At 67.0% G+C, this 24,414-nt stretch carries 27 protein-coding genes and 1 tRNA gene; 13 read left to right on the top strand and 15 right to left on the bottom strand.

What is annotated here, in order from left to right:
* Window positions 1-50: 50 nt before the first annotated feature.
* Window positions 51-1,172, bottom strand: coding sequence for a TRAP transporter substrate-binding protein (locus JI739_RS21165; protein WP_201685998.1), 1,122 nt, complete (start codon window positions 1,170-1,172; stop codon window positions 51-53).
* A gap of 158 nt (window positions 1,173-1,330) precedes the next feature.
* On the opposite strand from JI739_RS21165, the gene JI739_RS21160 reads away from it, so the two are divergent.
* Genes JI739_RS21160 through JI739_RS21145 form a run of 4 tightly spaced genes read left to right on the top strand, consistent with a single transcriptional unit; the run spans window position 1,331 to window position 4,350 of the window.
* Entirely contained in the window at window positions 1,331-1,753 is a 423-nt protein-coding gene (locus JI739_RS21160) for a rhodanese-like domain-containing protein (protein ID WP_201685997.1), read from the top strand.
* A 19-nt stretch (window positions 1,754-1,772) separates the two neighbouring features.
* The gene (argJ, locus tag JI739_RS21155) at window positions 1,773-3,002 is read left to right on the top strand and encodes a bifunctional glutamate N-acetyltransferase/amino-acid acetyltransferase ArgJ (RefSeq protein WP_201685996.1); all 1,230 of its coding nucleotides are present in this window, start codon (window positions 1,773-1,775) and stop codon (window positions 3,000-3,002) included.
* Window positions 2,999-3,865 carry an ATP-binding protein gene (locus JI739_RS21150; protein ID WP_201685995.1) on the top strand — a complete coding sequence of 289 codons (867 nt, stop codon included), beginning with the start codon at window positions 2,999-3,001 and terminating at the stop codon, window positions 3,863-3,865. Before argJ ends, JI739_RS21150 begins: the two co-directional genes overlap by 4 nt.
* A complete protein-coding gene (locus JI739_RS21145) occupies window positions 3,862-4,350 on the top strand; it encodes an NUDIX domain-containing protein (RefSeq protein ID WP_435531630.1) in 489 nt (162 codons plus the stop codon). Before JI739_RS21150 ends, JI739_RS21145 begins: the two co-directional genes overlap by 4 nt.
* 80 nt (window positions 4,351-4,430) lie before the next feature.
* Here the strand turns inward: JI739_RS21145 and JI739_RS21140 are convergent, their stop codons facing one another.
* From JI739_RS21140 to JI739_RS21105, 8 genes are all read right to left on the bottom strand, one after another.
* Entirely contained in the window at window positions 4,431-4,643 is a 213-nt protein-coding gene (locus JI739_RS21140) for a DNA gyrase inhibitor YacG (protein ID WP_201685994.1), read from the bottom strand.
* A gap of 13 nt (window positions 4,644-4,656) precedes the next feature.
* Window positions 4,657-5,412 (bottom strand): cell division protein ZapD, encoded by a 756-nt coding sequence (gene zapD / locus JI739_RS21135; protein ID WP_201685993.1) that lies wholly within the window; start codon window positions 5,410-5,412, stop codon window positions 4,657-4,659.
* A gap of 10 nt (window positions 5,413-5,422) precedes the next feature.
* On the bottom strand, window positions 5,423-6,022 hold the full coding sequence (coaE, locus tag JI739_RS21130; protein ID WP_201685992.1) for a dephospho-CoA kinase: 600 nt from the start codon (window positions 6,020-6,022) through the stop codon (window positions 5,423-5,425).
* A gap of 12 nt (window positions 6,023-6,034) precedes the next feature.
* Entirely contained in the window at window positions 6,035-6,874 is an 840-nt protein-coding gene (locus JI739_RS21125; RefSeq protein ID WP_201685991.1) for a prepilin peptidase, read from the bottom strand.
* Entirely contained in the window at window positions 6,874-8,091 is a 1,218-nt protein-coding gene (locus tag JI739_RS21120) for a type II secretion system F family protein (protein WP_201685990.1), read from the bottom strand. Before JI739_RS21120 ends, JI739_RS21125 begins: the two co-directional genes overlap by 1 nt.
* 38 nt (window positions 8,092-8,129) lie before the next feature.
* Entirely contained in the window at window positions 8,130-9,866 is a 1,737-nt protein-coding gene (pilB, locus tag JI739_RS21115; RefSeq protein ID WP_201685989.1) for a type IV-A pilus assembly ATPase PilB, read from the bottom strand.
* Between the two features lie 273 nt (window positions 9,867-10,139).
* Window positions 10,140-10,216: transfer RNA gene (locus tag JI739_RS21110), tRNA-Pro, on the bottom strand.
* Between the two features lie 36 nt (window positions 10,217-10,252).
* Window positions 10,253-11,182 carry a polyprenyl synthetase family protein gene (locus JI739_RS21105; RefSeq protein WP_236589955.1) on the bottom strand — a complete coding sequence of 310 codons (930 nt, stop codon included), beginning with the start codon at window positions 11,180-11,182 and terminating at the stop codon, window positions 10,253-10,255.
* A 194-nt stretch (window positions 11,183-11,376) separates the two neighbouring features.
* Here JI739_RS21105 and rplU point away from each other — a divergent pair, with 194 nt between their 5' ends.
* From rplU to proB, 4 genes are all read left to right on the top strand, one after another.
* Window positions 11,377-11,688, top strand: coding sequence for a 50S ribosomal protein L21 (gene rplU, locus JI739_RS21100; protein ID WP_201685988.1), 312 nt, complete (start codon window positions 11,377-11,379; stop codon window positions 11,686-11,688).
* Window positions 11,689-11,697: 9 nt separating this feature from the next.
* Window positions 11,698-11,958, top strand: a complete 261-nt coding sequence (gene rpmA / locus JI739_RS21095; protein WP_201685987.1) for a 50S ribosomal protein L27 — start codon at window positions 11,698-11,700, stop codon at window positions 11,956-11,958.
* 112 nt (window positions 11,959-12,070) lie between these two features.
* The gene (gene cgtA, locus JI739_RS21090; RefSeq protein WP_201685986.1) at window positions 12,071-13,141 is read left to right on the top strand and encodes an Obg family GTPase CgtA; all 1,071 of its coding nucleotides are present in this window, start codon (window positions 12,071-12,073) and stop codon (window positions 13,139-13,141) included.
* 34 nt (window positions 13,142-13,175) lie between these two features.
* Window positions 13,176-14,333, top strand: coding sequence for a glutamate 5-kinase (gene proB, locus JI739_RS21085; RefSeq protein ID WP_201685985.1), 1,158 nt, complete (start codon window positions 13,176-13,178; stop codon window positions 14,331-14,333).
* Window positions 14,334-14,365: 32 nt separating this feature from the next.
* On the opposite strand, the gene JI739_RS21080 is transcribed toward proB, so the two are convergent.
* Window positions 14,366-15,010 (bottom strand): RNA pyrophosphohydrolase, encoded by a 645-nt coding sequence (locus JI739_RS21080; RefSeq protein WP_201685984.1) that lies wholly within the window; start codon window positions 15,008-15,010, stop codon window positions 14,366-14,368.
* A gap of 95 nt (window positions 15,011-15,105) precedes the next feature.
* On the opposite strand from JI739_RS21080, the gene JI739_RS21075 reads away from it, so the two are divergent.
* Window positions 15,106-16,851, top strand: coding sequence for a proline--tRNA ligase (locus JI739_RS21075; protein WP_201685983.1), 1,746 nt, complete (start codon window positions 15,106-15,108; stop codon window positions 16,849-16,851).
* A gap of 29 nt (window positions 16,852-16,880) precedes the next feature.
* Window positions 16,881-17,474 carry a lytic transglycosylase domain-containing protein gene (locus JI739_RS21070; RefSeq protein ID WP_201686125.1) on the top strand — a complete coding sequence of 198 codons (594 nt, stop codon included), beginning with the start codon at window positions 16,881-16,883 and terminating at the stop codon, window positions 17,472-17,474.
* Window positions 17,475-17,495: 21 nt separating this feature from the next.
* Here the strand turns inward: JI739_RS21070 and JI739_RS21065 are convergent, their stop codons facing one another.
* The 5 genes from JI739_RS21065 to hemA form a co-directional block, all read right to left on the bottom strand.
* Window positions 17,496-18,494, bottom strand: a complete 999-nt coding sequence (locus JI739_RS21065) for an AAA family ATPase (protein WP_201685982.1) — start codon at window positions 18,492-18,494, stop codon at window positions 17,496-17,498.
* A 233-nt stretch (window positions 18,495-18,727) separates the two neighbouring features.
* Window positions 18,728-19,057, bottom strand: a complete 330-nt coding sequence (grxD, locus tag JI739_RS21060) for a Grx4 family monothiol glutaredoxin (RefSeq protein WP_201685981.1) — start codon at window positions 19,055-19,057, stop codon at window positions 18,728-18,730.
* Window positions 19,058-19,112: 55 nt separating this feature from the next.
* A complete protein-coding gene (prmC, locus tag JI739_RS21055) occupies window positions 19,113-19,946 on the bottom strand; it encodes a peptide chain release factor N(5)-glutamine methyltransferase (protein WP_201686124.1) in 834 nt (277 codons plus the stop codon).
* Entirely contained in the window at window positions 19,946-21,028 is a 1,083-nt protein-coding gene (gene prfA / locus JI739_RS21050; RefSeq protein ID WP_201685980.1) for a peptide chain release factor 1, read from the bottom strand. The genes prmC and prfA overlap by 1 nt, the downstream gene beginning before the upstream one ends.
* 103 nt (window positions 21,029-21,131) lie before the next feature.
* Window positions 21,132-22,403 carry a glutamyl-tRNA reductase gene (gene hemA / locus JI739_RS21045; protein WP_201685979.1) on the bottom strand — a complete coding sequence of 424 codons (1,272 nt, stop codon included), beginning with the start codon at window positions 22,401-22,403 and terminating at the stop codon, window positions 21,132-21,134.
* A 61-nt stretch (window positions 22,404-22,464) separates the two neighbouring features.
* Between hemA and JI739_RS21040 the strand changes: the two genes are divergently transcribed.
* Genes JI739_RS21040 through JI739_RS21030 form a run of 3 tightly spaced genes read left to right on the top strand, consistent with a single transcriptional unit; the run spans window position 22,465 to window position 24,410 of the window.
* Window positions 22,465-22,746 (top strand): hypothetical protein, encoded by a 282-nt coding sequence (locus tag JI739_RS21040; protein WP_201685978.1) that lies wholly within the window; start codon window positions 22,465-22,467, stop codon window positions 22,744-22,746.
* Window positions 22,747-22,767: 21 nt separating this feature from the next.
* Entirely contained in the window at window positions 22,768-23,550 is a 783-nt protein-coding gene (yaaA, locus tag JI739_RS21035; protein ID WP_201685977.1) for a peroxide stress protein YaaA, read from the top strand.
* Between the two features lie 2 nt (window positions 23,551-23,552).
* Window positions 23,553-24,410, top strand: a complete 858-nt coding sequence (locus JI739_RS21030; protein WP_201685976.1) for a 2OG-Fe(II) oxygenase — start codon at window positions 23,553-23,555, stop codon at window positions 24,408-24,410.
* The last annotated feature ends 4 nt before the right edge of the window (window positions 24,411-24,414 follow it).

Raw genomic sequence — 24,414 nt, 5'->3', positions numbered from 1 at the left:
GGCGACCGCCCTGTGACCGCAACGGATGCGGCGCTCAGACGGTTGACTGATCAGCTCTTTTTCGGCTGTTGGCCGAAGTAGCGGTTGTAGGCCATGCGGTAATCGACCATGTAGTCGAAGTGCCACTGACCGACCCGCCGCGCGAACTGGCGTTGCGAATCGAGCACCTTCTTGAAGAACGGGTTCTCCTGCGCCTTCTTGGCCGTGACCTTGTCCCAGGCATCGAGCTGGGCGCGCAGGATGCTGTCCGGCGTCTTGTAGAAGTTGACCTTGTCCTTGGTGCGCAGCTCTTCGTAGTCCTGCGAGTTGCGGGCCGCGGCCTTCCAGGCGAAGTCGGCGGAGGACGCCTGCACGGCGTAATCGATGATGGACTTGAGCTCCTGCGGCAGCGAGTTGAGCTTGGTGCGGTTGAACAGGATCTCGAATTGTTCGCCGGACTGGTGGAAGCTCTGCAGCATGCAGTTCTTGGCCACGTCGGGGAAGCCCAGGATGCGGTCGGAGCTGGCGTTGTTAAATTCGGCTGCATCGAGCAGGCCACGATCCAGGGCCGGCACGATTTCGCCGCCAGGCAGCGGGTTGACCGCGGCGCCCATCTCGGTGAAGACGTCCACGGCCAGGCCGACGGTGCGGAACTTCAGGCCCTTCATCTGGGCGACGTTGGAGATGGGCTTGCGGAACCATCCCAGCGGCTGGGTGGGCATGGCGCCGTACAGGTAGGAGACGACGTCCATGTTGATGGACTTGTAGATCTCCTCGAGCAGGGCCTTGCCGCCGCCGTAGTAGTGCCAGGCCAGCACCAGCTCGGGGTTCATGCCGAAGGCGGGGCCCGAGCCCCAGAGGGCCAGGGCGGAGTTCTTGCCGTAGTGATAGGCCACCACGCCGTGGCCGCCGTCGAGGGTGCCCTTGTTGACGGCCTCGAGCAGCTGGAAGGCGGGGACCACGGCGCCGGCCGGCAGCACCTCGATCTTCAGCCGGGTGCCCGCCATGTCGTTGACCTTCTTGGCGAAGTCGTTGGCGAACTCGTGGAAGATGTCCTTGGCCGGCCAGGTGCTCTGGAAGCGCAAGGTGGTCGTCTGTGCGACGGCCACCATGGGTGCCGACATGGCACCTGCGGCAACCGCAGCGCCCTTGAGGACGTTGCGGCGACGGGTCGATTTCGGCTGCTGGGTCATGGCATGTCTCCGTATCGTTTGTGGGTGACCCCCCACTGTCGCGCCTTGCCGAGTGTCGGCACAACGGGGTTTCCACCAAAGAACCCGAACTGCGCGAACCGGGGTCGGCGGTGGGCGGATCAGCGAGCCGGTCCGCCCGCGCTGGCAAAATCCCGGCGATGACCGCCGACCCTGATCCGATCCGGCCCGCAGATGGCTACGCCGGCGATGTGACGCCGCAGACCGCCTATGACTGGTGGCGCTCGGGCGAAGGGGTGGTGATCGACATCCGCAGCGACGCCGAGCGCGAGTGGGTGGGATTCGTGCCCGGCGCGCCGGCGGTGGCCTGGAAGCAGTGGCCCGGCATGGCACCCAACCCCGAGTTCGACGAGCAGCTGCGGGCCGCGGTGCCGCCAGGCCGCAAGGCGCTGCTGCTGTGCCGCAGCGGCGTGAGGTCGATCGCCGCGGCCCGCCGGGCGACCGAGCTGGGCCTGGAGGCCTACAACATCCTGGAAGGTTTCGAGGGCGACCGCGACGAGCACGGCCATCGCGGTACCCGCGGCGGCTGGCGCCACCGCGGCTTGCCCTGGGGCCAGAACTGAAGATCACAAGAGAACCCACATGCCCGTGAACCTGCCCGCGCCACGCGCGGATGAACTCCTGCCCGTGCCGGGCGTCACCATCGGCGTGGCCGAAGCCGGGGTGCGCAAGCCGGGCCGCAAGGACTTGACGGTGTTGCTGCTCGAGCCGGGCGCCACGGTAGGCGCGGTGTTCACGCGCAACCGCTTTTGCGCGGCCCCGGTGCTGGTGTGCCGCGACCACCTGGCCAGCGGCCAGGAGATCCGGGCCCTGGTGGTCAACACCGGCAACGCGAATGCCGGCACCGGCGACGACGGCCTGGTGCGCGCGCGGGCCACCTGCATCGCCCTGGCGCGGCACCTGGACCTCGCTCCCGAACAGGTGCTGCCGTTTTCAACCGGCGTGATCATGGAGCCGCTGCCGCTGGAACGCATCGAAGCCGGCCTGCCCGCCGCGTTGGCAGACGCGCAGCCGGCGCACTGGCTGCGCGCGGCGGAGGGCATCATGACCACCGACACCGTGGCCAAGGCATTCAGCCGCCAGGTGGTGATCGAGGGGCGCACGGTCACGATCACCGGCATCAGCAAGGGCGCCGGCATGATCCGGCCCAACATGGCCACGATGCTGGGTTTCCTGGCCACCGATGCCAACGTCGCCCCGGGCCTGATGAACCAGCTGGCGACCGCGCTGGCCGAAGGCTCGTTCAACCGCGTCACCGTCGACGGCGACACCTCCACCAACGATTCCTTCGTCGTGGTCGCGACCGGCCAGGCTGGACACGGGCGCATCGCGTCGATGGACAGCGAGCCCGGCCGGCTGTTGTTCGAGGCGCTGCTGGACGTGTCGCGTCGCCTGGCCCAGGCGATCGTGCGCGACGGCGAAGGGGCGACCAAGTTCATCACCGTGCGGGTGGAGGGCGGCCGTACCGGCGCCGAATGCCGCCAGGTGGCCTACGCCATCGCGCATTCGCCGCTGGTCAAGACGGCGTTCTTCGCCAGCGATCCCAACCTTGGGCGCATCCTTGCGGCGGTGGGCTATGCCGGCATCGACGAGCTCGATCCGGGCCTCATCGACCTGTACCTGGACGACGTGCATGTGGCGGTGCGCGGAGGGCGCAACCCCGCGTACCGCGAGGAGGACGGACAGCGCGTGATGAAGCAGGCCGAGATCACGGTGCGCGTGGCGCTGGGCCGCGGCGATGCCGTCGACACCGTCTGGACGTGCGACTTCAGCCACGAGTACGTGACCATCAACGCCGACTACCGCTCATGACCGACCGACTCGAGCGCCTGATGGCGCAAGCCGAGCGCCTGCTCGCGCGCATCGAATCCGTGCTGCCTCAGCCCCTGTCCGCACCCGACTGGACGGCCAGCGTGGCCTGGCGCTATCGCAAGCGGTCCACCGGCCACGGCACGTTGGAGCCGGTGAAGCACGTGGCGGGCATCCGGCTGCACGAACTGCGCGAGATCGGAGCCCAGAAAGAGAAGATCCAGCGCAACACCCTGCAGTTCGTGCAGGGGCAGCCGGCCAACAACGTGCTGCTCACCGGCGCGCGCGGCACGGGCAAGTCGTCGTTGATCAAGGCCTGCCTCAACGAATACAGCGGCCAGGGCCTGCGGCTGATCGAAGTGGACAAGGCCGACCTGGTGGACCTGCCCGACCTGGTCGACGTGGTGGCCGAGCGGCCCGAGCGCTTCATCGTGTTCTGCGACGACCTGAGCTTCGAGGAAGGAGAGCCCGGCTACAAGGCCTTGAAGTCCATCCTGGACGGGTCGGTGGCGGCGGCCACGCCCAACGTGCTGATCTATGCCACCAGCAACCGCCGGCACCTGCTGCCCGAGTACATGAAGGAGAACCTGAGCTACACCCACACCGAGGACGGCGAGGTGCATCCGGGTGAGGTGGTCGAGGAAAAGATCTCGCTGTCGGAGCGCTTCGGGCTCTGGGTGAGTTTCTACCCGTTCAGTCAGGACGAGTACCTCACCATCGTCGGCCAGTGGCTGTCCGCCTTCGGCATCGACGCGGTCCGCATCGACGCCGCGCGGCCGGAGGCGCTGGTCTGGGCCCTCGAGCGAGGCTCGCGCTCGGGGCGGGTGGCCTACCAGTTCGCGCGCGACTTCGCGGGCCGACAGTGAATCAGAAAGGCCCGGTGCTGGTGGCCGACGGCCATCGTCCGCGCGAAGGCGGGGCCGATCGCAAGCCGGTCGAAGTGGCCGTGGGCGTACTGGTGCGCCCGGATGGCCGTTTCCTGCTCACCTCGCGGCCGCCGGGCAAGGTGTACGCAGGCTACTGGGAGTTTCCGGGGGGCAAGCTCGAAGCCGGCGAGAGCGTCGAGCAGGCTCTGCGGCGCGAGCTGCGCGAGGAGATCGACGTGGTGATCGGCGCCGTGCAGCCCTGGCGCACCGAACGGGTCGACTACCCGCACGCGCTGGTCCACCTGAACTTCTGCAAGGTCTTCGACTGGTCGGGCGAGTTGCACATGCACGAGGGCCAGCAGTTCGCCTGGGAAGACCTGCCGGTGCGGTCCGCGCCGGTGTTGCCCGGCACGGTCCCCGTGCTGCAGTGGCTGGCCGCCGAGCGGGGCTTTGCCGGCCAGACGCATGGTTGGGAGAAGGGATGAGGAGTTGGGGGTTGGGAAAGAAGGCTCTGGCTGTTAACCAAGCCCCAGCACCTGGGCCCTGGTCCTAGCCCCTGGTCTGCTCACTGCAACCGTGGATCGCCGAACGGCTGATCGTCCGCCGGCGCTTCGCTCTCCACGCGAAAGCTTTCGCTCGCCCAGGCGCCCAGGTCCAGGTTCTTGCAGCGCTCGCTGCAGAACGGCCGGAAGGGGTTGGACGGTGCGTAGATGCTCTTGCCGCCACATCGGGGGCAGCTGACGATGCGCGGCTTGGCGCCACTTTCCTGCTGGCTCATGGAACGCTTTGAATCAGGAGCAGAGCGTGAGTTCGAACGGGACGCTATCGGAACTGGCGTGCAGGCGTTCGCCGGGTTCGTGCTTCATCAGTCGCACCGAGACCATCAGTCGATTGCCGCTGATTTCCGGCACGAGGTTCAGTTCGGGTTCGATCCGCAGGCGCAGCAGCTGGAACGTGCGGCCCGGCGGCAGGGCCTGCTGCAACTGGCCGTTGGTGGTCATGACCTTCTGCGGCGAGCCGGAGTCACGCAGCAGTTTCATCAGCACATGGATGGACTCGGCCAGTGCGCCGAGGGTGGATGACCAGCGCGCCAGGTCGGCCTGGCGCCGGGCAGGCTCGAACTGCTGCCAGGCGTAGTAGCCCGGCAGGTCGAACTCGCAGGTGCCGCCGGGGATGCCGATGCGGCTGCGGATGCTCATGAGCCACTCGTTGTCGGTGAGCGACTGGCCGGCCTTGCCCGGTTGCTTGTTCAGCGCATCGAAACAGCCGTCGAGCTGCGCGATCACCTGGTCCAGCACCGCCTCGGATATGGCCGGGTTGCCGCGGAACGCGGCCAGGCCCATCTTGTGCTTTTCCAGGTCCTTCATCACGTCGGACTTGAGGTCGGCGCGCGCGGCCACGTCCATGATTTCGAACAAGGTATGCAGCGCGAAGTGATGATCGACCGGGTGTTCGCGCGGCACCAGGAGCGCCAGACGCCTGAACAGATATTCCAGGCGCAGGTACGTCCGGATGCGTTCGTTGAACGGGTATTCGTAGAGGATCACGGCGGCGCCATCATAGCCCGAAGGATTTTGCGGCCTGGGCCACCAGCTCCCGCAGCTCTTCGAGCGTGATGCGCTCATTGCAGATGACGAGGTCGGCCGCCGCCAGGCGCAGCGCACGCGGGGCCTGGGCGGCGATGATCGACTGCACCTGTGCGTGCGAAAGGCCGCTGCGTGCCATCACCCGGTCCACCTGGACCTGCACGTCGCAGTCGACGACCAGCACCCGATCGACCTCGCTGCGCCAGTGGCCGGACTCGACCAGCAGCGGGATGTCCAGGACGGCGCAGCGCCGTCCCGCCTGCTGCGCCTGTTCGATCTCATGCCTGATGCGGGCGCCCACCAGCGGATGGATGATGGATTCGAGCTGCTTGCGGGCCGCCGGATGGGCATAGACGTGTGCGCGCATGCGGTCGCGGTCCAGGCTGCCATCCGGCGCGATGAACGCATCGCCGAAGCTCTGGCGAACCGCGGGTATGGCGGCCCCGCCGATGGCCGTGAGGCCGCGGGAGATCGCGTCGGCGTCGATCACGGCCGCGCCGTGGTCGGCCAGCATCGCCAGCACGGTGCTCTTGCCGCTTCCGATGCCGCCGGTGAGGCCGATACGCAGCATGGAAGGGTGGACTCAGAGCCCGATGGCCCGCAGCACGGCGTCGGGTCCGAGGGCCATGGCAGTCAGGCCGGCCAGCGCAAGGAAGGGGCCGAAGGGGACATAGCCGCCTTCGCGCAGGCCGCTGGTCAGCTTCAGGGCAATGCCCACCACCGCCCCGATGAGCGACGCCATCAGGATCATCGGCACCAACGCCTGCCAGCCGAACCAGGCGCCCAGCGCCGCGAACAGCTTGAAGTCGCCGTAGCCCATGCCTTCCTTGCCCGTTGCCAGCTTGAACGCGTGGTAGACGAGCCAGAGCGATAGGTAACCGGCCACCGCGCCCCAGAGGGCATCGTCGAGTCGGACGGCCGTCCACTGCAGTGCCGCGGCGATGAGGCCCCCCCACAACAGCGGCAGCGTGATGTCGTCCGGCAGCAGCGTGGTGTCCCAGTCGATCAGCGCCAATGCCAGCAGGGCGGCTGCGAACCCGCACCAGGCCGCCGCAGTGGGCGTGAAGCCCCAGCGCCACGCGGCGAAGCCGAAGAGGGCGGCCGTGGCCAGCTCGACGGCGGGATAGCGCAGCGCGATGCGGGACCTGCACTGGGAGCAGCGCCCGCGCAGGGCGAGATAGCTGAGGACAGGAATGTTTTCCCACCAGCGGATCGCATGCCCGCAGTGCGGGCAGGCCGAGCGCGGGCGCATCAGGTCGTATGGCGCAGCGGCCGGTACCGGCTGGCCCGACAACTCGGCGCACTCGGCCGCCCACTGGCGCTCCATCATGCGCGGCAGGCGGTGGATGACCACGTTCAGGAAACTGCCGACCAGCAAGCCCATCACCGCGGCCAGCGCGGCATCGAAGGCGGCCAAGGGCATCAGACCACGGCACCCAGCTTGAAGATGGGCAGGTACATCGAGACGACGATGCCGCCGATGATGGTGCCCAGGAACACGATGATGATCGGCTCCATCAGGCTGGACAGGCCGGCGACCATGTCGTCCACCTCGGCTTCGTAGAAGTCGGCGGCCTTGCCGAGCATGTGGTCGAGCGAGCCGGATTCTTCGCCGATGGCGGACATCTGCAGCACCATCGAAGGAAAGACGTTCGCATTGGTCATGGCCATGGTCAGGCTGGTGCCGGTGGAGACCTCCTGCTGGATTCTCTCGGTGGCCGTGGAGTAGACCGAGTTGCCCGACGCGCCGCCTACCGAGTCGAGCGCCTCGACCAGCGGCACGCCGGCAGCGAACATGGTCGAGAGGGTGCGCGTCCAGCGGGCCACGACCGACTTCAGCACCAGGTCGCCGAAGACCGGCAGGCGCAGCATCATGCGGTCGACGAAGTGCTGCACTTTCTCACTGCGTTTCCAGGCCTGCAGCCCGAAATAGAAACCCGCACCCATGCCACCGAAGATGGCCCACCAATAGTCGGTGAAGAACTCGCTCATCGCGATGACGAAGAGCGTGGGCGCGGGCAGGTCGGCGCCAAAGGAAGTGAACACGTCCTTGAAGGCCGGGATCACGAAGATCATGATCACGGAGACCACGACGAATGCCACGGCGACCACGGCGACCGGGTACATCAGCGCCGACTTGATCTTGGACTTGATCGTCTCGGTCTTCTCCATGTACGTGGCCAGCCGGTCGAGCAGCGATTCCAGGATACCGGCGGCCTCGCCCGCCTCGACCAGGTTGCAGTACAGCGGGCTGAAGTGCTGCGGAAACTTGCGGAACGCAGCCGACAGCGAGGTGCCGGTCTCCACGTCGGAGCGGATATCGGCCAGCATGCGCGTGACGCTGCCGTTGGGATTGCCGCGGCCGACGATGTCGAACGCCTGCAGCAGCGGCACACCGGCCTTCATCATGGTGGCCAGCTGTCGCGTGAACACGGCGATGTCCTTGGGGCGAATTCGCTGTCCGCGGCGCATCCGCCGCTTGCGGATCTTCAGTGGCGTGACGCCCTGCCGGCGCAGGGCGGCCTGCACCTGGTTCTCGCCGGCGGCCCGCGACTCGCCGCGCACTTGCTTGCCATTGCGGTCGCGACCTTCCCATTCGAAGACGAACTCGGTGATCTTGTTTGCTGTTGCCGTCGCCATCCGGGGCTGCTCCTGGGCTTGTCGCTGCTAGCGTTGTTCTAGAGATTGGTGCAGTTGATCACTTCTTCCAGCGAAGTGATCCCCTGCTTGACCTTGTGCAGCCCCGACTGGCGCAGGCTTCGCACGCCTTCGCTCTCGGCCTGCGCGGCGATCTCCAGGGTGTTGCCATCGCGCAGGATGATCCGCTGGATCTCCTCGCTGACCGGCATCACCTGGTAGATGCCGACCCGGCCCTTGTAGCCGTTGCTGCAGGCCGAGCATCCGACGGGGCGGTAAGGCATCCAGCTGCCGTCGATTTCCTCTTCGCGGAAGCCGGCGTCGATCAGGGCTTCGGTGGGCACGTCCACCGGCTCCTTGCAGTTGGGGCAAAGCCGGCGAGCAAGGCGCTGTGCCGTGATCAGCACCACGCTGGAAGCGATGTTGAAGGCCGCCACGCCCATGTTGCGCAGGCGCACCAGGGTGGCGGGTGCATCGTTGGTGTGCAGCGTGGACATGACCATGTGGCCGGTCTGTGCCGCCTTGAGGGCAATGTCGGCTGTCTCCAGGTCGCGGATTTCGCCGACCATGATGATGTCCGGGTCCTGGCGCAGGAAAGCGCGAAGGGCCGAGGCGAACGTCAGGCCGGCTTTGTCGTTGACGTTGACCTGGTTCACCCCGGGCAGGTTGATTTCCGCCGGGTCTTCGGCCGTGGAAATATTGACCCCGGGCTGATTCAGCAGGTTCAGGCAGGTGTACAGCGACACCGTCTTGCCCGATCCGGTCGGGCCGGTGACCAGCACCATGCCGTAGGGCTTGCGGATCGCGTCCAGCAGCCTGGCCTTCTCTTCGGGCTCGTAGCCCAGGGCTTCGATGCCCATGCGGGCGCTGCTCGGATCCAGGATACGGATCACCACCTTTTCACCGAACAGCGTGGGCAGGGTGCTGACCCGGAAATCGATCACGCGCTCCGGGCCGATCTTGAGCTTCATGCGCCCGTCCTGCGGCACCCGCTTCTCGGCGATGTCCATGCGCGAGATCACCTTGATGCGCGAGGCGAGCTTGTCCTTGACGGCGACGGGCGGTGCGGCAATCTCGCGCAACTCACCGTCGATCCGGAAGCGGACGCGATAGCTGTGCTCGAACGGCTCGAAGTGCAGATCGGACGCGCGCATGTTGATCGCGTCGAGCAGCATCTTGTGCAGAAACTTGACCACCGGCGCGTCGTCGACTTCGGACGAGCTCTTCTCGTCGTCATCGCCGCCCGCGGATTCCATCGATGCTTCGTCGAACTGGAAGTCCTCGCCGATGATGTTGTCCATCGACTCGGTCGCCGTGGTGGCGTTCGCCTCCACCAGCCGGGAGAGCTTGTCGTATTCGGCAATGACCCAGTCGACCCCCATCTGGGTGGCGAACTTGATCTTCTCGGCAGCTTGCTGGTCCGACGGATCGGCCGTCGCGACGGTGAGTCGGTTGCTGCGTTTGGCCAGGACCACCACCCGGAAATCGGAGCAGATCTTGGTGTCCAGCAAGCCCTTGGGCAGTCGCTGCGGATCGACAGCCTCCAGGTCCAGCAGGGGCGCGCCGTAGGCCAGCGACATGGTGTGCGCCAGATCGAAGGCAGAGACGGCGCCCGAGCCGGTCAGCTCTGCGATGAAGCTGGTCCGATGGACCTGCGCCTTGCGGTACAGATCGACCGCGGCCTTTTGATCTAGTTTTCCGGCCGAGATGAGTGCACGAGCCAGGCCGGGCAGGGCGACATTCGCGGCTTCGGCGTGTGGGAATTCAACGGCTGCCATCGGCAAGACTTTCGTGCCAGGGCGCGGCACCGGACCAAGGGGAAAAACGGTGGCCGATCATCGCCGAAAGGCTCTTCAGTGTAAATCGCGGCCCCTACCTTGCGGCGCTGTGGCAACGAAGATGCGACGAAGATGGCGATGCGGGCGGGGGGGGGGCGTAAAGGCGGGGCGTGGAGCGCCGCGCAATGACTTGGTACGGTGACTTTCGCAGCGCCAGGACGGCCGCCGCGTTGCGGGTGGACCATTGGCATTGGACGGTCCGTGCAAGAAATCTGGTCGGGGTGAGAGGATTCGAACCTCCGGCCTCTACGTCCCGAACGTAGCGCTCTACCAGGCTAAGCTACACCCCGATGGCTACTCTCGGATGACGCAAGCGACTTGATTGCTCAATGCCTGCGCCCGAGTAGCGAAGACGGCAATTGTAGCAAACCTTCGCTGTGCTCATTCCGGGGCAGATGCCACAGGCAATCGATGGCCCTCTGCGCTTCCTGGGCCGCGGCGTCGCGCGCGACCTCCAGCGCGCCGGTATTGCGCACGATGCCGACGATGGCCTGCAGGTCGTCGACCGACCCATTCTCGATGGCGCGCCGCACAATGGCGCGGTCAGCCTCGGAGCCGCGATGCATGGCTGCGATCAAGGGCAGGGTGGCCTTGCCTTCGCGCAGGTCGTCGCCCAGGTTCTTGCCCATTTCCGTGGCGTCGCCGTCGTAGTCGAGCACGTCGTCGATCACCTGGAAAGCGGTGCCGAGTGCCTGGCCGTACTCGGCGCATGCTTGCTCGACCTCCGGGGTGCTGCCGGCGAGCACCGCCGCCAGTCGTGTACTGGCCTCGAAGAGCTTCGCCGTCTTGGAGCGGATGACGCGCAGGTAGCCCGCCTCGTCGATCGACGCGTCATGCATGTTCATCAACTGCAGCACTTCCCCCTCGGCGATCACGTTGGTCGCCTCGGCGAGGATCTCCATCACGCGCATGTTCCCGGCATCGAGCATCATCTGGAAGGCGCGCGAATAGAGGAAATCGCCGACCAGCACGCTCGCCGCATTGCCGAATTGCTGGTTGGCCGTCGGTCGGCCGCGGCGCAAGGTGGAGTCGTCCACGACGTCGTCGTGCAGCAGCGTCGCGGTGTGGATGAACTCCACCACGGCGGCCAGGTTGAAGCGCTGGTCGCCGCGGTAGCCGAGTGCACCGCTGACCAGGAGCAGCAGGGCCGGCCGCAGTCGCTTGCCGCCTGCCGAGATGATGTAGCGCGAGACTTCGCCCACCAGAGGCACGCCAGAAGCGAGGCGGCTTTCGATCACGGCATCCACCCCGCGCATGTCATCGGCGATCAATGCGAGTGCGGAAGTGGTGCTGGGCGAAGAGGTCAAGATCGAGCGGAAAAGTTCGCGCGATTATAGGGATGGGCCTTGCGCCCCAATGGCTCAGCAGCAGGCCAAAACGATGCGCATGCTATAGTCGCGGGCTCACTTGGGAAATCCGTCCCGAGTGGGTATCTCTCAAGAGGTCTTTCATGTACGCGGTCATAAAAACCGGTGGCAAGCAGTATCGCGTTGCTTCCGGCGAAAAAATTAAAGTAGAACAGATTGCTGCGGACGTAGGCCAGGAGATCGTGATCGACCAGGTGCTGGCTGTCGGAAACGGCAGTGAGCTCAAGGTTGGAACTCCCCTGGTGTCCGGTGCGTCTGTGAAGGCTACCGTGCTGTCGCACGGCAAGCACGACAAGATCCGCATCTTCAAGATGCGTCGACGCAAGCACTACCAGAAGCGCCAGGGGCATCGCCAGCAGTTCACCGAACTGCAAATCGGCGCCATTGCCGCTTAAGGAGCAAACATGGCACAGAAAAAAGGCGGCGGCTCTACGCGAAACGGGCGCGATTCCAAGCCCAAGATGCTCGGCGTGAAAGCCTTCGGCGGCGAGCTCATCAGCGCAGGTTCGATCATCGTTCGCCAGCGCGGCACCAAGTTCCATCCCGGAACCAACGTGGGCATCGGCAAAGACCACACCTTGTTCGCCCTGGTCGATGGCCAGGTGTCCTTCTCCGTCAAGGGTGGGCTGAACAAGCACATGGTGAACATCACGCCGGTGGCCTGATCCCAGGCGTGCCCGGCACGAAGGCCCTGCGAATCTCGCAGGGCTTTTTTGTTGAGGCTCGCATTTCGTGCAGCGCGCAGGCGCCGCGCTTCACCCTCCCTAGAATCCCCGCATGAAGTTCGTTGACGAAGCCTATATCGACGTCGCTGCCGGCGACGGCGGCAACGGCTGCGTGTCGTTCCGCCATGAAAAGTACAAGGAGTTCGGCGGGCCCAACGGCGGGGATGGAGGACGCGGTGGGCATGTGTTCGCAATCGCGGATCCCAACCTCAATACCCTGGTCGACTACCGTTACTCGAGGCGCCATGAAGCCCAGCGCGGCCAGCATGGCATGGGATCGGACATGTTCGGCGCCGCCGGCTCCGACGTCACCCTGAAGATGCCGGTGGGCACCATCATCAGCGACGCCGAGACCGGTGAGGTGCTGTTCGAATTGCTGCGCCCAGGTGAGGTCATCATGATCGCCAAGGGTGGCGACGGTGGCTTCGGCAACATGCGCTTCAAGAGTGCCATCAACCGGGCGCCGCGGCAAAAGACACCTGGCTGGCCGGGTGAGCGCCGCAACCTGAAGCTCGAACTCAAGGTGTTGGCCGATGTCGGCTTGCTGGGTATGCCCAACGCGGGCAAGTCCACGCTCATCGCCGCAATCTCCAACGCGCGCCCCAAGATCGCCGACTACCCCTTCACGACACTGCATCCCAACCTGGGCGTGGTGCGCGTCGGCCCCGAGCAGAGCTTCGTGGTGGCCGACGTTCCTGGCCTGATCGAAGGCGCCGCTGAAGGAGCCGGTCTGGGGCACCAGTTCCTGAGGCATCTGCAGCGCACACGCCTGCTGCTGCACCTGGTCGACATGGCGCCATTCGACGAAGACGTCGATCCGGTGGAGCAGGCCAAGGCCATCGTGCTGGAGCTCAAGAAATACGACAAGCAGCTGTATGAGAAGCCGCGGTGGCTGGTCCTGAACAAGATCGACATGATCCCGGCCGAGGAGCGCGCCGCGCGTATCAAGGATTTCATCAAGCGCATGCGCTACAAGGGGCCGGTGTTCCAGATTTCAGCACTGACGCGCGAAGGTTGTGACGAACTGGTGAAGTCCGTTTACCAGCACGTGCGCGAACAGCAGCTGGCCGAGCAACCGCACGTGGAGACCGATCCGCGATTTGCGGGTGAGCCGCCAACCTGATCCTCACCCGCCAGTCGGCTCCAGCGGCTCGAACATGACTTCAGCTATTCCGGATAAAACCCATACGGCCGGCGCCCAATTGCTGCGTTCGGCGCGCCGCATCGTCGTCAAGGTCGGCTCCAGCCTGGTGACCAATGAAGGTCGCGGTCTCGACGAGCAGGCCATCGGTGAGTGGTGCCGGCAGCTGGCGGTTCTGTGCTCGCAGGGGCGAGAGCTCATCATGGTGTCCAGCGGCGCCATCGCCGAAGGCATGAAGCGCCTGGGCTGGAGCGCCAGGCCCCATGAGCTTCATGAACTGCAGGCCGCGGCCGCCGTCGGGCAAATGGGCCTTGCGCACATCTACGAAACCAAGCTTCGAGAGCACGGGCTCGGCTCGGCCCAGGTGCTGCTCACGCACGCCGACCTGGCCGACCGGGAGCGTTACCTGAACGCCCGCTCGACCTTGCTCACATTGCTGGGCTTGGGTGTGCTGCCGGTGATCAACGAGAACGACACCGTCGTCAACGACGAGATCAAGTTCGGCGACAACGACACGCTCGGCGCCTTGGTCGCCAACTTGATCGAGGCGGACGTGCTGGTCATCCTCACCGATCAACTCGGCCTGTACACGGCCGATCCCCGCAAGGACCCGGCCGCCGAGTTCGTGCATGAAGCCCACGCCGGCGACCCGGCCCTGGAGGCGATGGCGGGCGGTGCCGGCTCCAGCATCGGCAAGGGTGGAATGATCACCAAGATCCTCGCGGCCAAACGCGCGGCACGTTCGGGTGCGTCGACGGTCATCGCCTGGGGTCGCGAGCCCGACGCGTTGCTGCGCCTGTTCGACGGCGACCTGGTGGGCACGCTGCTGGTCGCCCCGACCCAGAAGAGCCAGGCACGCAAGCGCTGGATCGCCGATCACCTCCAACTGCGGGGGGCGGTGACGGTGGACGATGGGGCCGCCGCGCGGCTGCGCCAGGACGGCAAGAGCCTGCTGCCGATCGGCATGGTGGCCGTCGAGGGAGAGTTTTCCCGCGGCGATGTCATCGCCGTGCGCGACGCGGCGGGTGTCGAGGTCGCGCGCGGACTGGCCAACTATGCGAGCGCGGAAGCGCGTCTTCTGTGCCGCAGGGCGTCGACCGAGATCGAGAAGCTCCTGGGCTATGTGGCGGAACCCGAGATGATCGATCGAACCAACCTGGTGCTGACCCGCTGAAGGGCGGGCCGGCGCCGCAAGGCGCCAGGCGGCTAGCCGGTGCGCTGGGATCCGCGCACCCTCTGGTGCAAGCCGGCCTGCGGGTCCGGTTCGAAGGTGGCGCCGGGCGGCAGTTCGAACTCCATGGGCGCCGTGAACGCCGCAGCACTTGCCTCGTCGCGTCCTCGCACGCCGCCACGCAGGTAGCGGTTTCGATGGTGCTCGTTGCGGGGAATGAACCGGGCAAGCTCGGTCAGCGCCATTTCATACACACCGCGCTTGAACTCCACCACCACGTCGAGCGGCACCCAGTAATCGTTCCAGCGCCAGGCGTCGAACTCAGGATGGTTGGTGGCACGCAGGTTGAGGTTCCAGTCCTGCCCCATCAACTGCAACAGATACCAGATCTGTTTCTGGCCCTTGTAGTGGCCGCGCGCGTCGCGGCGAATGTAGCGATCCGGCACTTCGTAGCGCAACCAGTCACGGGTGCGGGCGATGATGCGCACATGCTCGGGCCGGAGGCCCACCTCTTCATGGAGTTCCCGGTACATCGCCTGCTCGGGCGTTTCGCCCCGATCGATGCCGCCTTGGGGGAACTGCCAGCTGTGGGTGCGTATGCGCTTGCCCCAGAACACCTGGTTTTTCTGATTGAGCAGGATGATGCCGACGTTGGGCCTGAAGCCGTCGCGGTCAAGCATAATCAAACCCCATTCTTGAACTGAGTTCATTATGCACGCCGCCACCGGCGCCAGCCAAATGACTCGGCCGTTTACCTCCCCCCGTTTCCCCTCTGATGAAAGCGTCCCAGTTCCTCATTTCCACGTTGAAGGAAGCGCCTGCCGATGCCGAGGTGGTGAGCCATCGATTGATGACTCGCGCCGGCATGATCAAGAAGCTGGGGGCGGGCATCTACACCTACATGCCCATGGGCCTTCGGGTCATCCGCAAGGTGGAGGCGATCGTGCGCGAGGAGATGAACCGCGCAGGGGCCATCGAGTGCACCATGCCGGTCGTGCAGCCGGCCGAGCTGTGGCAGGAGACCGGCCGCTTCGAAAAGATGGGCCCCGAGCTGCTGCGCATCAAGGACCGGCACGAGCGTGACTTCATCGTGCAACCCACCAGCGAAGAGGTGGTCACCGACATCGCCCGCCAGGAGTTCCGCAGCTACAAGCAGCTGCCGCGAAACCTCTACCAGATTCAGACCAAGTTCCGCGATGAGCGGCGACCCCGGTTCGGCTTGATGCGTGGGCGTGAATTCATCATGAAGGACGCCTACAGCTTCGACCGCGACGCCGCGTCGGCCAAGGCGAGCTACGAGCGCATGGCGCAGGCTTACCGCCGCATCTTCGACCGCTTCGGCCTGCGTTATCGCGCCGTGGCTGCCGACAGCGGCGCCATCGGCGGCGACCTCTCCGAGGAATTCCAGGTGATCGCGGCAACCGGTGAAGACGCCATCGTCTACTGCCCCGACAGCGACTACGCGGCCAACCTGGAAAAGGCCGAGGCGCTCGCGCCGCGCAGCGATCGTCCGGCCGCATGCGCCGCCTTGGTGCGTACCCCCACTCCCGGCAAGAGCACCTGCCCCGATGTGGCGCAGCTGTTGGGCGTGCCCCTGGCCACCACGGTCAAGTCCATCGTGCTCGCCACCGACCGCCTCGATGGCGCTGGGCAGGTCGCCGGCACGCAGATCTGGCTGCTGCTGCTGCGCGGCGACCACGACATGAACGAAGTCAAGGTCGCCAAGCTGCCCGGCCTGGACGCGGGTTTCCGGTTTGCCACGGCGCCCGAGATCGTCGAGCACTTCGGCGCCAAACCCGGGTACCTGGGGCCGGTGGGCTTGAAGCGGCCGGTGCAGGTGGTCGCCGATCGGGATGTCGCGGTGATGGCCGACTGGATCTGCGGCGCCAACGAAGAAGACTTCCACCTCACCGGCGTCAACTGGGGCCGCGACCTGCCCGAGCCGGCTGTGGTGGCGGACATCCGCAATGTGATCGAAGGCGACCCGTCGCCCGATGGCAAGGGGCCGTTGGCGATCGAGCGCGGCATCGAGGTGGGGCATGTGTTCTACCTCGGCACCAAGTACAGCCGGGCCATGAATGCCACGTTCCTCGACGAAGCCGGCAAGCCGCAGTTCATGGAGATGGGCTGCTACGGCATCGGCATCACCCGCCTGCCGGCCGCCGCCATCGAACAGAACCACGACGAGCGCGGAATCATCTGGCCCGATGCCATCGCACCCTTTACCGTCGTCATTTGCCCCATCGGCATGGACCGCAGTGCTGCCGTGCGCGAAGCCGCCGAAACGCTGCACGACCGCCTCGCCGCCTCCGGCGTGGACGTGCTGCTCGACGATCGTGGCGAGCGCCCCGGAGCGATGTTCGCCGACTGGGAACTCATCGGCGTTCCCCATCGCGTGGTCATCTCCGACCGCGGCCTGGGCGAAGGCCAGCTCGAATACCAGCATCGGCGCGACAGCGCCGCCACCAAGGTGGCCGCGTCCGGCATCGTGGACTTTCTGCAAAACCGCCTGAAGCCGTGATCTCGCGCAGGGGCTGGCTGCTGCGTGCGATGCCGGGCCTTGGGCTGCTGCCCTGGTCCGGTGTGGTTCGCGCTGGCCAGCTCGAAGAACCGCTGGCCGATTCGGTGCGCTCGGCCCTGAGTTCGGCCATCGCCAATGCCGCGCCGCCGGTGCCCGAATTCGCCAGCACCGAAGCCCGGTTGACGTATCTGCGCTGGCTGCAGGCCATGAGCGCTCGGCTGTATCGTCGCAAGGGCGATTTCAACGAGCGGCGTGAATTCCTGCAGACCGTCTGGTACGAGAGCCGCCGCGCCGGCCTGGACACGCAGCTGGTGCTGGGCCTGATCCAGGTCGAGAGCGCGTTTCGCAAGTTCGCGGTGAGCGTGGCCGGGGCCCGCGGCTACATGCAGGTCATGCCCTTCTGGAGCCGCCTCATCGGGGACGGCGATCCGGCACGGCTGTTCCACATGCAGACCAACCTGCGCTTTGGCTGCGTCATCCTTCGGCACTACGTCGACCGCGAGCGCGGTGACCTGTTCCTGGCCCTCGGCCGCTACAACGGCAGCCGTGGCAAGCCGACCTACCCCAATGCCGTCTTCGCGGCCGCCCAGCAGTGGGCCTGGCGGGACGCCCGCACCGGTTGAGGCACGGCCGCCGCGACCGGCCTACTGCAGGAAGCCGATGCGGGTCTTGCCGCTGCCCGGCCTGGGAACGTCATCGGGACTGACCTCGCCACGGCCATCCAGGCGCGCATTGCCGAACCCGGTCATCAACGCGCGCCGCATCTCCCGTGGCGGCATCTCGGCCAGCACATCGAGCAGCTCCGACGAGGGCTCCGGATCGAAGCGCTGGCCCCACCCGTGGTCGAGCCGGATCGACACGTACAGGTTGCGCGCGATCTGCCGGGCGGCGTCCACGTCCGGCGGGTCGATCTCGAACACATTCATGCGGTTGAGGATGGGCTCCGGAATGGCGCGCTCGTCATTGGCCGTCATGATCCAGATGACCTGGCTGGCGTCGATGGCCACCTCGGCGAACTCGTCCATGAAGGCGCCGGCCGTGTCGTGCTCCAGCAGGCCGTACAGCGCGCCCAGCGGATCGTATTGCGCCTCGGCGGCCGCCTTGTCGACCTCGTCGACCACGATCACCGGATTGGCGTACTGCCCGTCCACGATCGACTCGAACACCTTGCCGGGCTTGGCCCCCTTCCATTGTGAGGAGGCGCCCGACAGCAGCCAGCCAGCCGTCATGGAGCTCATGGGCACCAGGCACATGCCGGTGCCCAGCAGGTCGGCCAGCTTGCGCGCGAAGTGGGTCTTGCCGATGCCGGGCGGGCCCAGCAGCAGCATGGGCGTGACCTCCAGGCCATCGCGGCAGTCCTGGGAGAGGGCGACATGGCGCTTGACGTCGTCGAGCGCCTCGGTGAAGTTGGGCAGCTGCTCGTAGAGCTGGCTCATGTCCGGGACGGCACTGGGCTTGACCTGGAAGCGTTCGGGTCCCCGCTCCAGCATGCGCTCGTAGGTGGTGCGCAAGTTCTCGTGTTCACGTGGAGGCAGCTTGCAGAGCTTGCGCTCGACATCCTCGGGTCGGAAGACCCGGCGAACACTGGCAATGGGCAGGCGAAAGCTCGAGGCATCGCAGGGCACCAGCGGGTTGGTCGACATCCACACCTCCTGCTCATGGGGACGTCTTCATTCCAGCATGGAGCGTGCCAGCTCCGCAATCCGGGGAAGCTCAAAAGCACGTCGGTATTTTTCCCACATGCTGTGCCCCCGAAGCGCCTTCGGCGCCTCCCCGAAGGGGGCCACCCGTGGCCCGGCAAAGCCGGTTCCGCGGTGGGCCTGGAAGGGCCGGTCGCGGTGCAGTGGTCTCGCGCGGCGCCCGGCCGGCTCTTGGGCTACGGGGTGCCCGGTGCTTTCAGCACCTGGTGGAGTTCGCCGCTCTCGTACATCTCCATCATGATGTCCGAGCCGCCGATGAACTCGCCGCGCACGTACAGCTGGGGAATGGTGGGCCAGCTGCTGTATTCCTTGATGCCTTGCCGGATGGCATCGTCTTCCAGCACGTTCACGGTGGTGACATTGCGCGGGTCGACGCCGCAGGCCTTGAGGATCTGGATGGCTCGGCCGGAGAAGCCGCACATCGGGAAGCTGGCATTGCCCTTCATGAACAGCAGGACTTCGCTGTTCTTCACGAGTTGGTCGATGCGTTGCTGGGTGTCGTTCATACGTGATCCTCAATGGCTCGGGCGCGCGCTGCGGCGAACCGGGGATTATCGGTCTTCAGGCATTCCACTGTCCGCCGCTGCAGCGTTCGATGCCGGCCAGGTCGCGCCGGCTCGTCACCTGCGTGAACCCGCGCGCGCGCAGCAGTTCCCGCACCGCTTCGGCCTGGTTCCAGCCGTGCTCCAGCAGCAGCCAGCCGCCGCGCGCCAGGTGCTCCGGCGCGGCCGCGACGATGCCGCGGATGTCGCGCAGCCCGTCGGGACCGGAGACCAGGGCCTGGAGCGGTTCGTGGGCCAGCGCGGCCAGATGCGGATCCTCGTCTTCCACGTACGGCGGGTTGCTCACCACCAGCTGCCAGTCGCTTCCTGCGCCCTCGAGCCAGTCCGCCTGGGCGACCCGGACCTCGAGGCCCAGCCGTGCCGCGTTGCCGCTTGCGACCTCGACCGCCTCGGCACTTCGGTCCACCGCCTGCACCCACGCGTCCGGCCGCCGGTGCTTGATGGCCAGCGCGATCGCGCCACTGCCGGTGCCCAGGTCGATCACGCGCGGGGCCGCCCATCCGGACAGCACCTCCAGGCTCCACTCGACCAGCGTCTCCGTATCGGGCCGCGGCACCAGCACGCGAGCGTCCACCTGCAGCGGCAAGCCGAAGAACTCCTTGCGGCCCAGGAGGTAGGCCGCGGGCTCGCCCCGCGATCGTCGCGCGCACAGCGCCTCGAACGCGGCGTGCGCCGGCGCCGCCACCGGGTCGCCATCGTGCGCGATCAGCCACGCGCGATCCTGCGGGTCACGCCCGAGCGCCCGCAGCAGCAGCAGTTGCGCGTCCAGCCGATCCACCCCGCGTGTGGCAGCTTCACGCAGCAGCCCCGCCACGGTGGCCAGGCCCTCGATCAAGCGCGCGCCTCCAGCTCGGCCAGTTGCTCGGCCTTGCGTGCCAGCAGCAGGCCCTCCACCAACTCGTCCAGCTCACCTTCCATCACCGCGCCCAGCTTGTACAAGGTGAGGTTGATGCGGTGGTCCGTCACGCGGCCCTGCGGGAAGTTGTAGGTGCGGATGCGGTCGCTGCGGTCGCCACTGCCGATCAGCCCCTTCCGCGTCGCTGCCTCGCGCGCCGCTCGTTCGGCCCGCTCGGCCTCCTGGATGCGGGCCGCCAGCACCTGCAGCGCCTTGGCCTTGTTGCGGTGCTGCGAGCGGTCGTCCTGGCACTCGGCCACGATGCCGGTGGGCAGGTGGGTCACGCGCACGGCCGAGTCGGTCTTGTTGATGTGCTGGCCGCCGGCGCCCGAGGCGCGGAAGGTGTCGATGCGCAGGTCCGCCGGATTGATCTGCACCGCCTGCGCCTCGTCCGGTTCGGCCAGTGCGGCCACCGTGCAGGCGCTGGTGTGGATGCGCCCCTGCGTCTCCGTGGCTGGCACCCGCTGCACCCGGTGGCCGCCCGACTCGAACTTCAGCCGCCCGTAGGCGCCGTCGCCCACCACGCGCACCACCACCTCCTTGAACCCGCCCACCTCGCCATCGCTCTGGCTCACCAGTTCGCAACGCCAGCCCTGGCGCTCGGCGTAGCGGGTGTACATGCGCAGCAGGTCGCCGGCGAAGAGGGCCGACTCGTCGCCGCCCGTGCCGGCTCGGATCTCCAGGAAGGCGTTGCGCACGTCGTCGGGGTCGCGCGGCAGCAGCAACTGTTGCAAGCGGTCCTCGAGCGCGGGCAGCTCGGACTCGAGGGTCGCGACCTCGTCGCGCGCCATGTCGGCCATGTCCGGGTCCGCCAGCAACTCGCGCGCCTCGGCCAGGTCGGCCTCGCGACGGCGGTACTGCTCGAACAACTGGGCGACCTCGCTCACCTCCGCGTGTTCGCGGGTGAGGTCACGCAGGCGCTCCATGTCCTGGGCCATCTCCGGCTGCTGCAGGAAAAAGTCGAGCTCCTGCAGGCGGACGGGGTAGCGCTCGAGTTGCTGGCGGAGGAAGGGTTTCATGGCGTTGGAGCTGGCCGAAGGCCGTTGACCGGAGCAAGCGCCGAGCGTCGGCGCGGGTGCCGAACGGCCCCGGCCGCACGGCGCAGCGAAGCGGCGAGCGCCGCTAACGCTCCTTGCGCAGGAAGAAATGCTGGATGGCGTTGCCCGCGCGCTCACGGGCCTCGGCGTTGCCCGCGTGCAGTTCGGCCAAGGGGCCGTGCAGCATCTTCTGCGTCAGCCCGCGCGAGAGCGCCTCCATCACGGCGTCGACGTCCTCCCCGCGGGCCAGCGCCCGGCGGGCGCGGGCCAGTTCGACGGCGCGCCACTCGTCGGTCTGCGCATGCAGTTGGCGGATCAGGGGCACGCTCTGGCGCTGGTCCATCCAGTGCAGGAAGCTCTGCACGCCGGCATCGACGATCGCCTCGGCCTGTTCCACCGCGGCTTGCCGGTGCGCCTGGCCGGTCTGCACCACATGCGCCAGGTCGTCGACCGTGTAGAGGTACACGTCTTCGAGCGCTTTCACCTCGGGTTCGATGTCGCGAGGCACCGCCAGGTCGACCATGAACATGGGCCGGTGCCGGCGCAACTTGAGCGCCCGCTCCACCGCGCCCAGGCCGATGATGGGCAGCTGCGAAGCGGTCGAGCTGATCACCGCATCGAACTCGTGCAGCCGGCCCGGCAGGTCGGCCAGGCGCATCACCTCGCCGCCGAAACGCGAAGCCAGTTTCTCGCCCCGCTCGAGCGTGCGATTGGCGATGGCGATCGACTGCGGGTTGCGCGCGGCGAAGTGGGTGGCCGCCAGTTCGATCATCTCGCCAGCGCCCACGAACAGCACGCGAATGCGGCTCAGGTCTTCGAAGAGCTGGCCAGCCAGCCGCACCGCCGCGGCCGACATGCTGATCGAATGCGCGCCGATCTCGGTGGCGGTGCGCACCTCCTTGGCCACCGCGAAAGAGCGCTGGAACAACTGGTTGAGCGTGGAGCCCAGGGCGCCTGCTTCGTCGGCCACGCGCACCGCGTCCTTCAGCTGGCCCAGGATCTGCGCCTCGCCCAGCACCATCGAGTCGAGGCCGCTGGCCACCCGGAAAGCGTGCCGTGCCGCGCCGGCATCTTGCAGCACATAGGCATGCGATCGCAGCAGCGCCGGCGACACGCCGCCCGACTGCGCAAGCCACTCCACCGTGGGTTCCAGCACCTGGCCGTGGGCGGCGCAGTAGATCTCGGTGCGGTTGCAGGTGGACAGGATGGCGGCCTCGGCCTGCTCGCCTGCGCGCTGCTGCAGGCAATCGCGCAGCGCCAGCAGGGTGGGGGCGATCTGGTCGATGGCGAACGCGAAACGACCGCGCAGATCGAGCGGCGCGGTCGTGTGGTTGATGCCGAGGGCCCAGACTGCCATGGCTGAATTATAAAATTCGCATCTCCCCCCAAGGCGGCGCTGCCGCACGAACCCCCAAGACATGGGTTTTCTCGACCTGCTCCTGCATCTGTCGGGCTTTGTCGCCCCCGCCCTGGCCCTGGCCCTGCTCATGCCCACGGCCTCGCGCTGGCTGCTGAGGTTGCAGCCCGTGCGCGCCATGCGCTGGTGGGTGCAGGCGGGCATCGGCTTCGCGGTCGGCGTGGTGGTGCTGCTGGGCGGCCTATGGGTCTTCGGGCGCGACGGCAAGATGGCCACCTATGCGGCCCTCGTGGGGGTCATGGCCACCCTGCAGTGGCTGATGGCCGGTGGCTGGCGCCGCTGAGGAAGCTTCGATAATCGCGGCATGCTGTTCCTGCTGTCGCCGGCCAAGTCGCTGGATTACGAAACACCTGTTCCTTCCGAACTGCCCCATACGCTCCCGCGCTTCACGCCGCGCTCCGAACAGCTGATCGGCGTGCTGCGTCGCAAGAGCCCGCCGGAGATCGCCTCGCTGATGAGCCTGAGCGACAGCCTCGCGGCCCTGAACGCGGCCCGCTACGAGGCTTGGTCCCCTCGCTTCTCGGCACGCAACTCGCGCCAGGCGGTGCTGGCCTTCAACGGTGACGTGTACGACGGCCTGGCCGCACGCAGCCTGGCCTTGGCCGACCTCGAGTGGGCCCAGCAGCACGTGGCCATCCTCAGCGGTCTCTACGGCGTGCTGCGGCCGCTCGACTGGATGCAACCCTATCGGCTGGAGATGGGCACCACGCTCGCCGTCGATGGCGCTTCCAATCTCTACCAGTTCTGGGGGCCGCAGATCGCGCAGTGCCTCAACCAGCAGCTGGCCGCGGACAAGACGCCGGTGGTGGTGAACCTCGCCTCGCAGGAGTACTTCAAGGCGGTGGACCGCAAGGTGCTCAAAGCCCGAGTGATCGAGTGCGTCTTCGAGGACTGGAAGTCGGGCCAGTACAAGATCATCAGCTTCTTCGCCAAGAAGGCGCGGGGTCTCATGGCCCGCTACGCCATCCGGCACCGCGTGCTCACGCCGCGCCAGCTCGAAGGCTTCGACCTCGACGGGTACGGGTTCGACGCGGCCGCGTCCGACCCGGACCGCCTGGTGTTCCGCAGAAGATTGGAGACAGATTGAGCATGACTGCCACCACCCAGCACATCACCCCCGAGCTGCGCACCTGGATCATCGCCCAGGCCCAGGCCGGCCAGCCGGCCGAGGCCGTCCTGAAGGCCATGAAGGCGTCCGGCTGGAACGAGGACGTCGCCATCGAGGCGATGGAGAGCACGCTGCGCGGCCACCTCGAACAGCAGGCCGCGGCCAACGGCTTGCCGCCCGCGGTGGCCGTGCCCGAGCCGGGCGTGGCGGAGTCGCCGCTCTACCTCGACGCGGGCGACCGGCGCGTGACCGTGCTGCAGACCATGAACAACCCGCGCGTGGTGGTCTTCGGCGACCTGCTGTCCGACGAGGAGTGCGACGAGCTGATCGGGCTGGCCCGGCCGCGCCTGGCCCGCTCGCTCACCGTGGCCACCAAGACCGGCGGCGAGGAAGTCAACGACGACCGCACCAGCAACGGCATGTTCTTCCAGCGCGGCGAAAACCCGCTGGTCACGCGCATCGAGGCGAGGCTGGCGCGCCTGGTCAACTGGCCGGTCGAAAACGGCGAGGGCCTGCAGATCCTGCAGTACCGCCCGGGCGCCGAATACAAGCCGCACTACGACTACTTCGACCCCGTCGAGCCCGGCACGCCCACCATCCTCAAGCGGGGAGGGCAGCGGGTGGCCACCATCGTCATGTACCTGTCCGAGCCCGAGAAGGGCGGCGGCACCACCTTTCCCGACGTGCAGCTGGAGGTGGCTCCCAAGCGCGGGCATGCCGTGTTCTTCAGCTACGAGCGGCCGCACCCGTCCACGCGCACCCTGCACGGCGGGGCGCCGGTGATCGCCGGTGAAAAGTGGATCGCCACCAAGTGGCTGCGCGAGAGAAGGTTCGAATGACCCA

The organism is Ramlibacter aurantiacus, assembly GCF_016722895.1.
Lineage (GTDB): Bacteria > Pseudomonadota > Gammaproteobacteria > Burkholderiales > Burkholderiaceae_C > Ramlibacter > Ramlibacter aurantiacus.
Note: the sequence above shows the minus strand (reverse complement) of the source record. Positions and strands in the feature narration are given on the sequence as shown.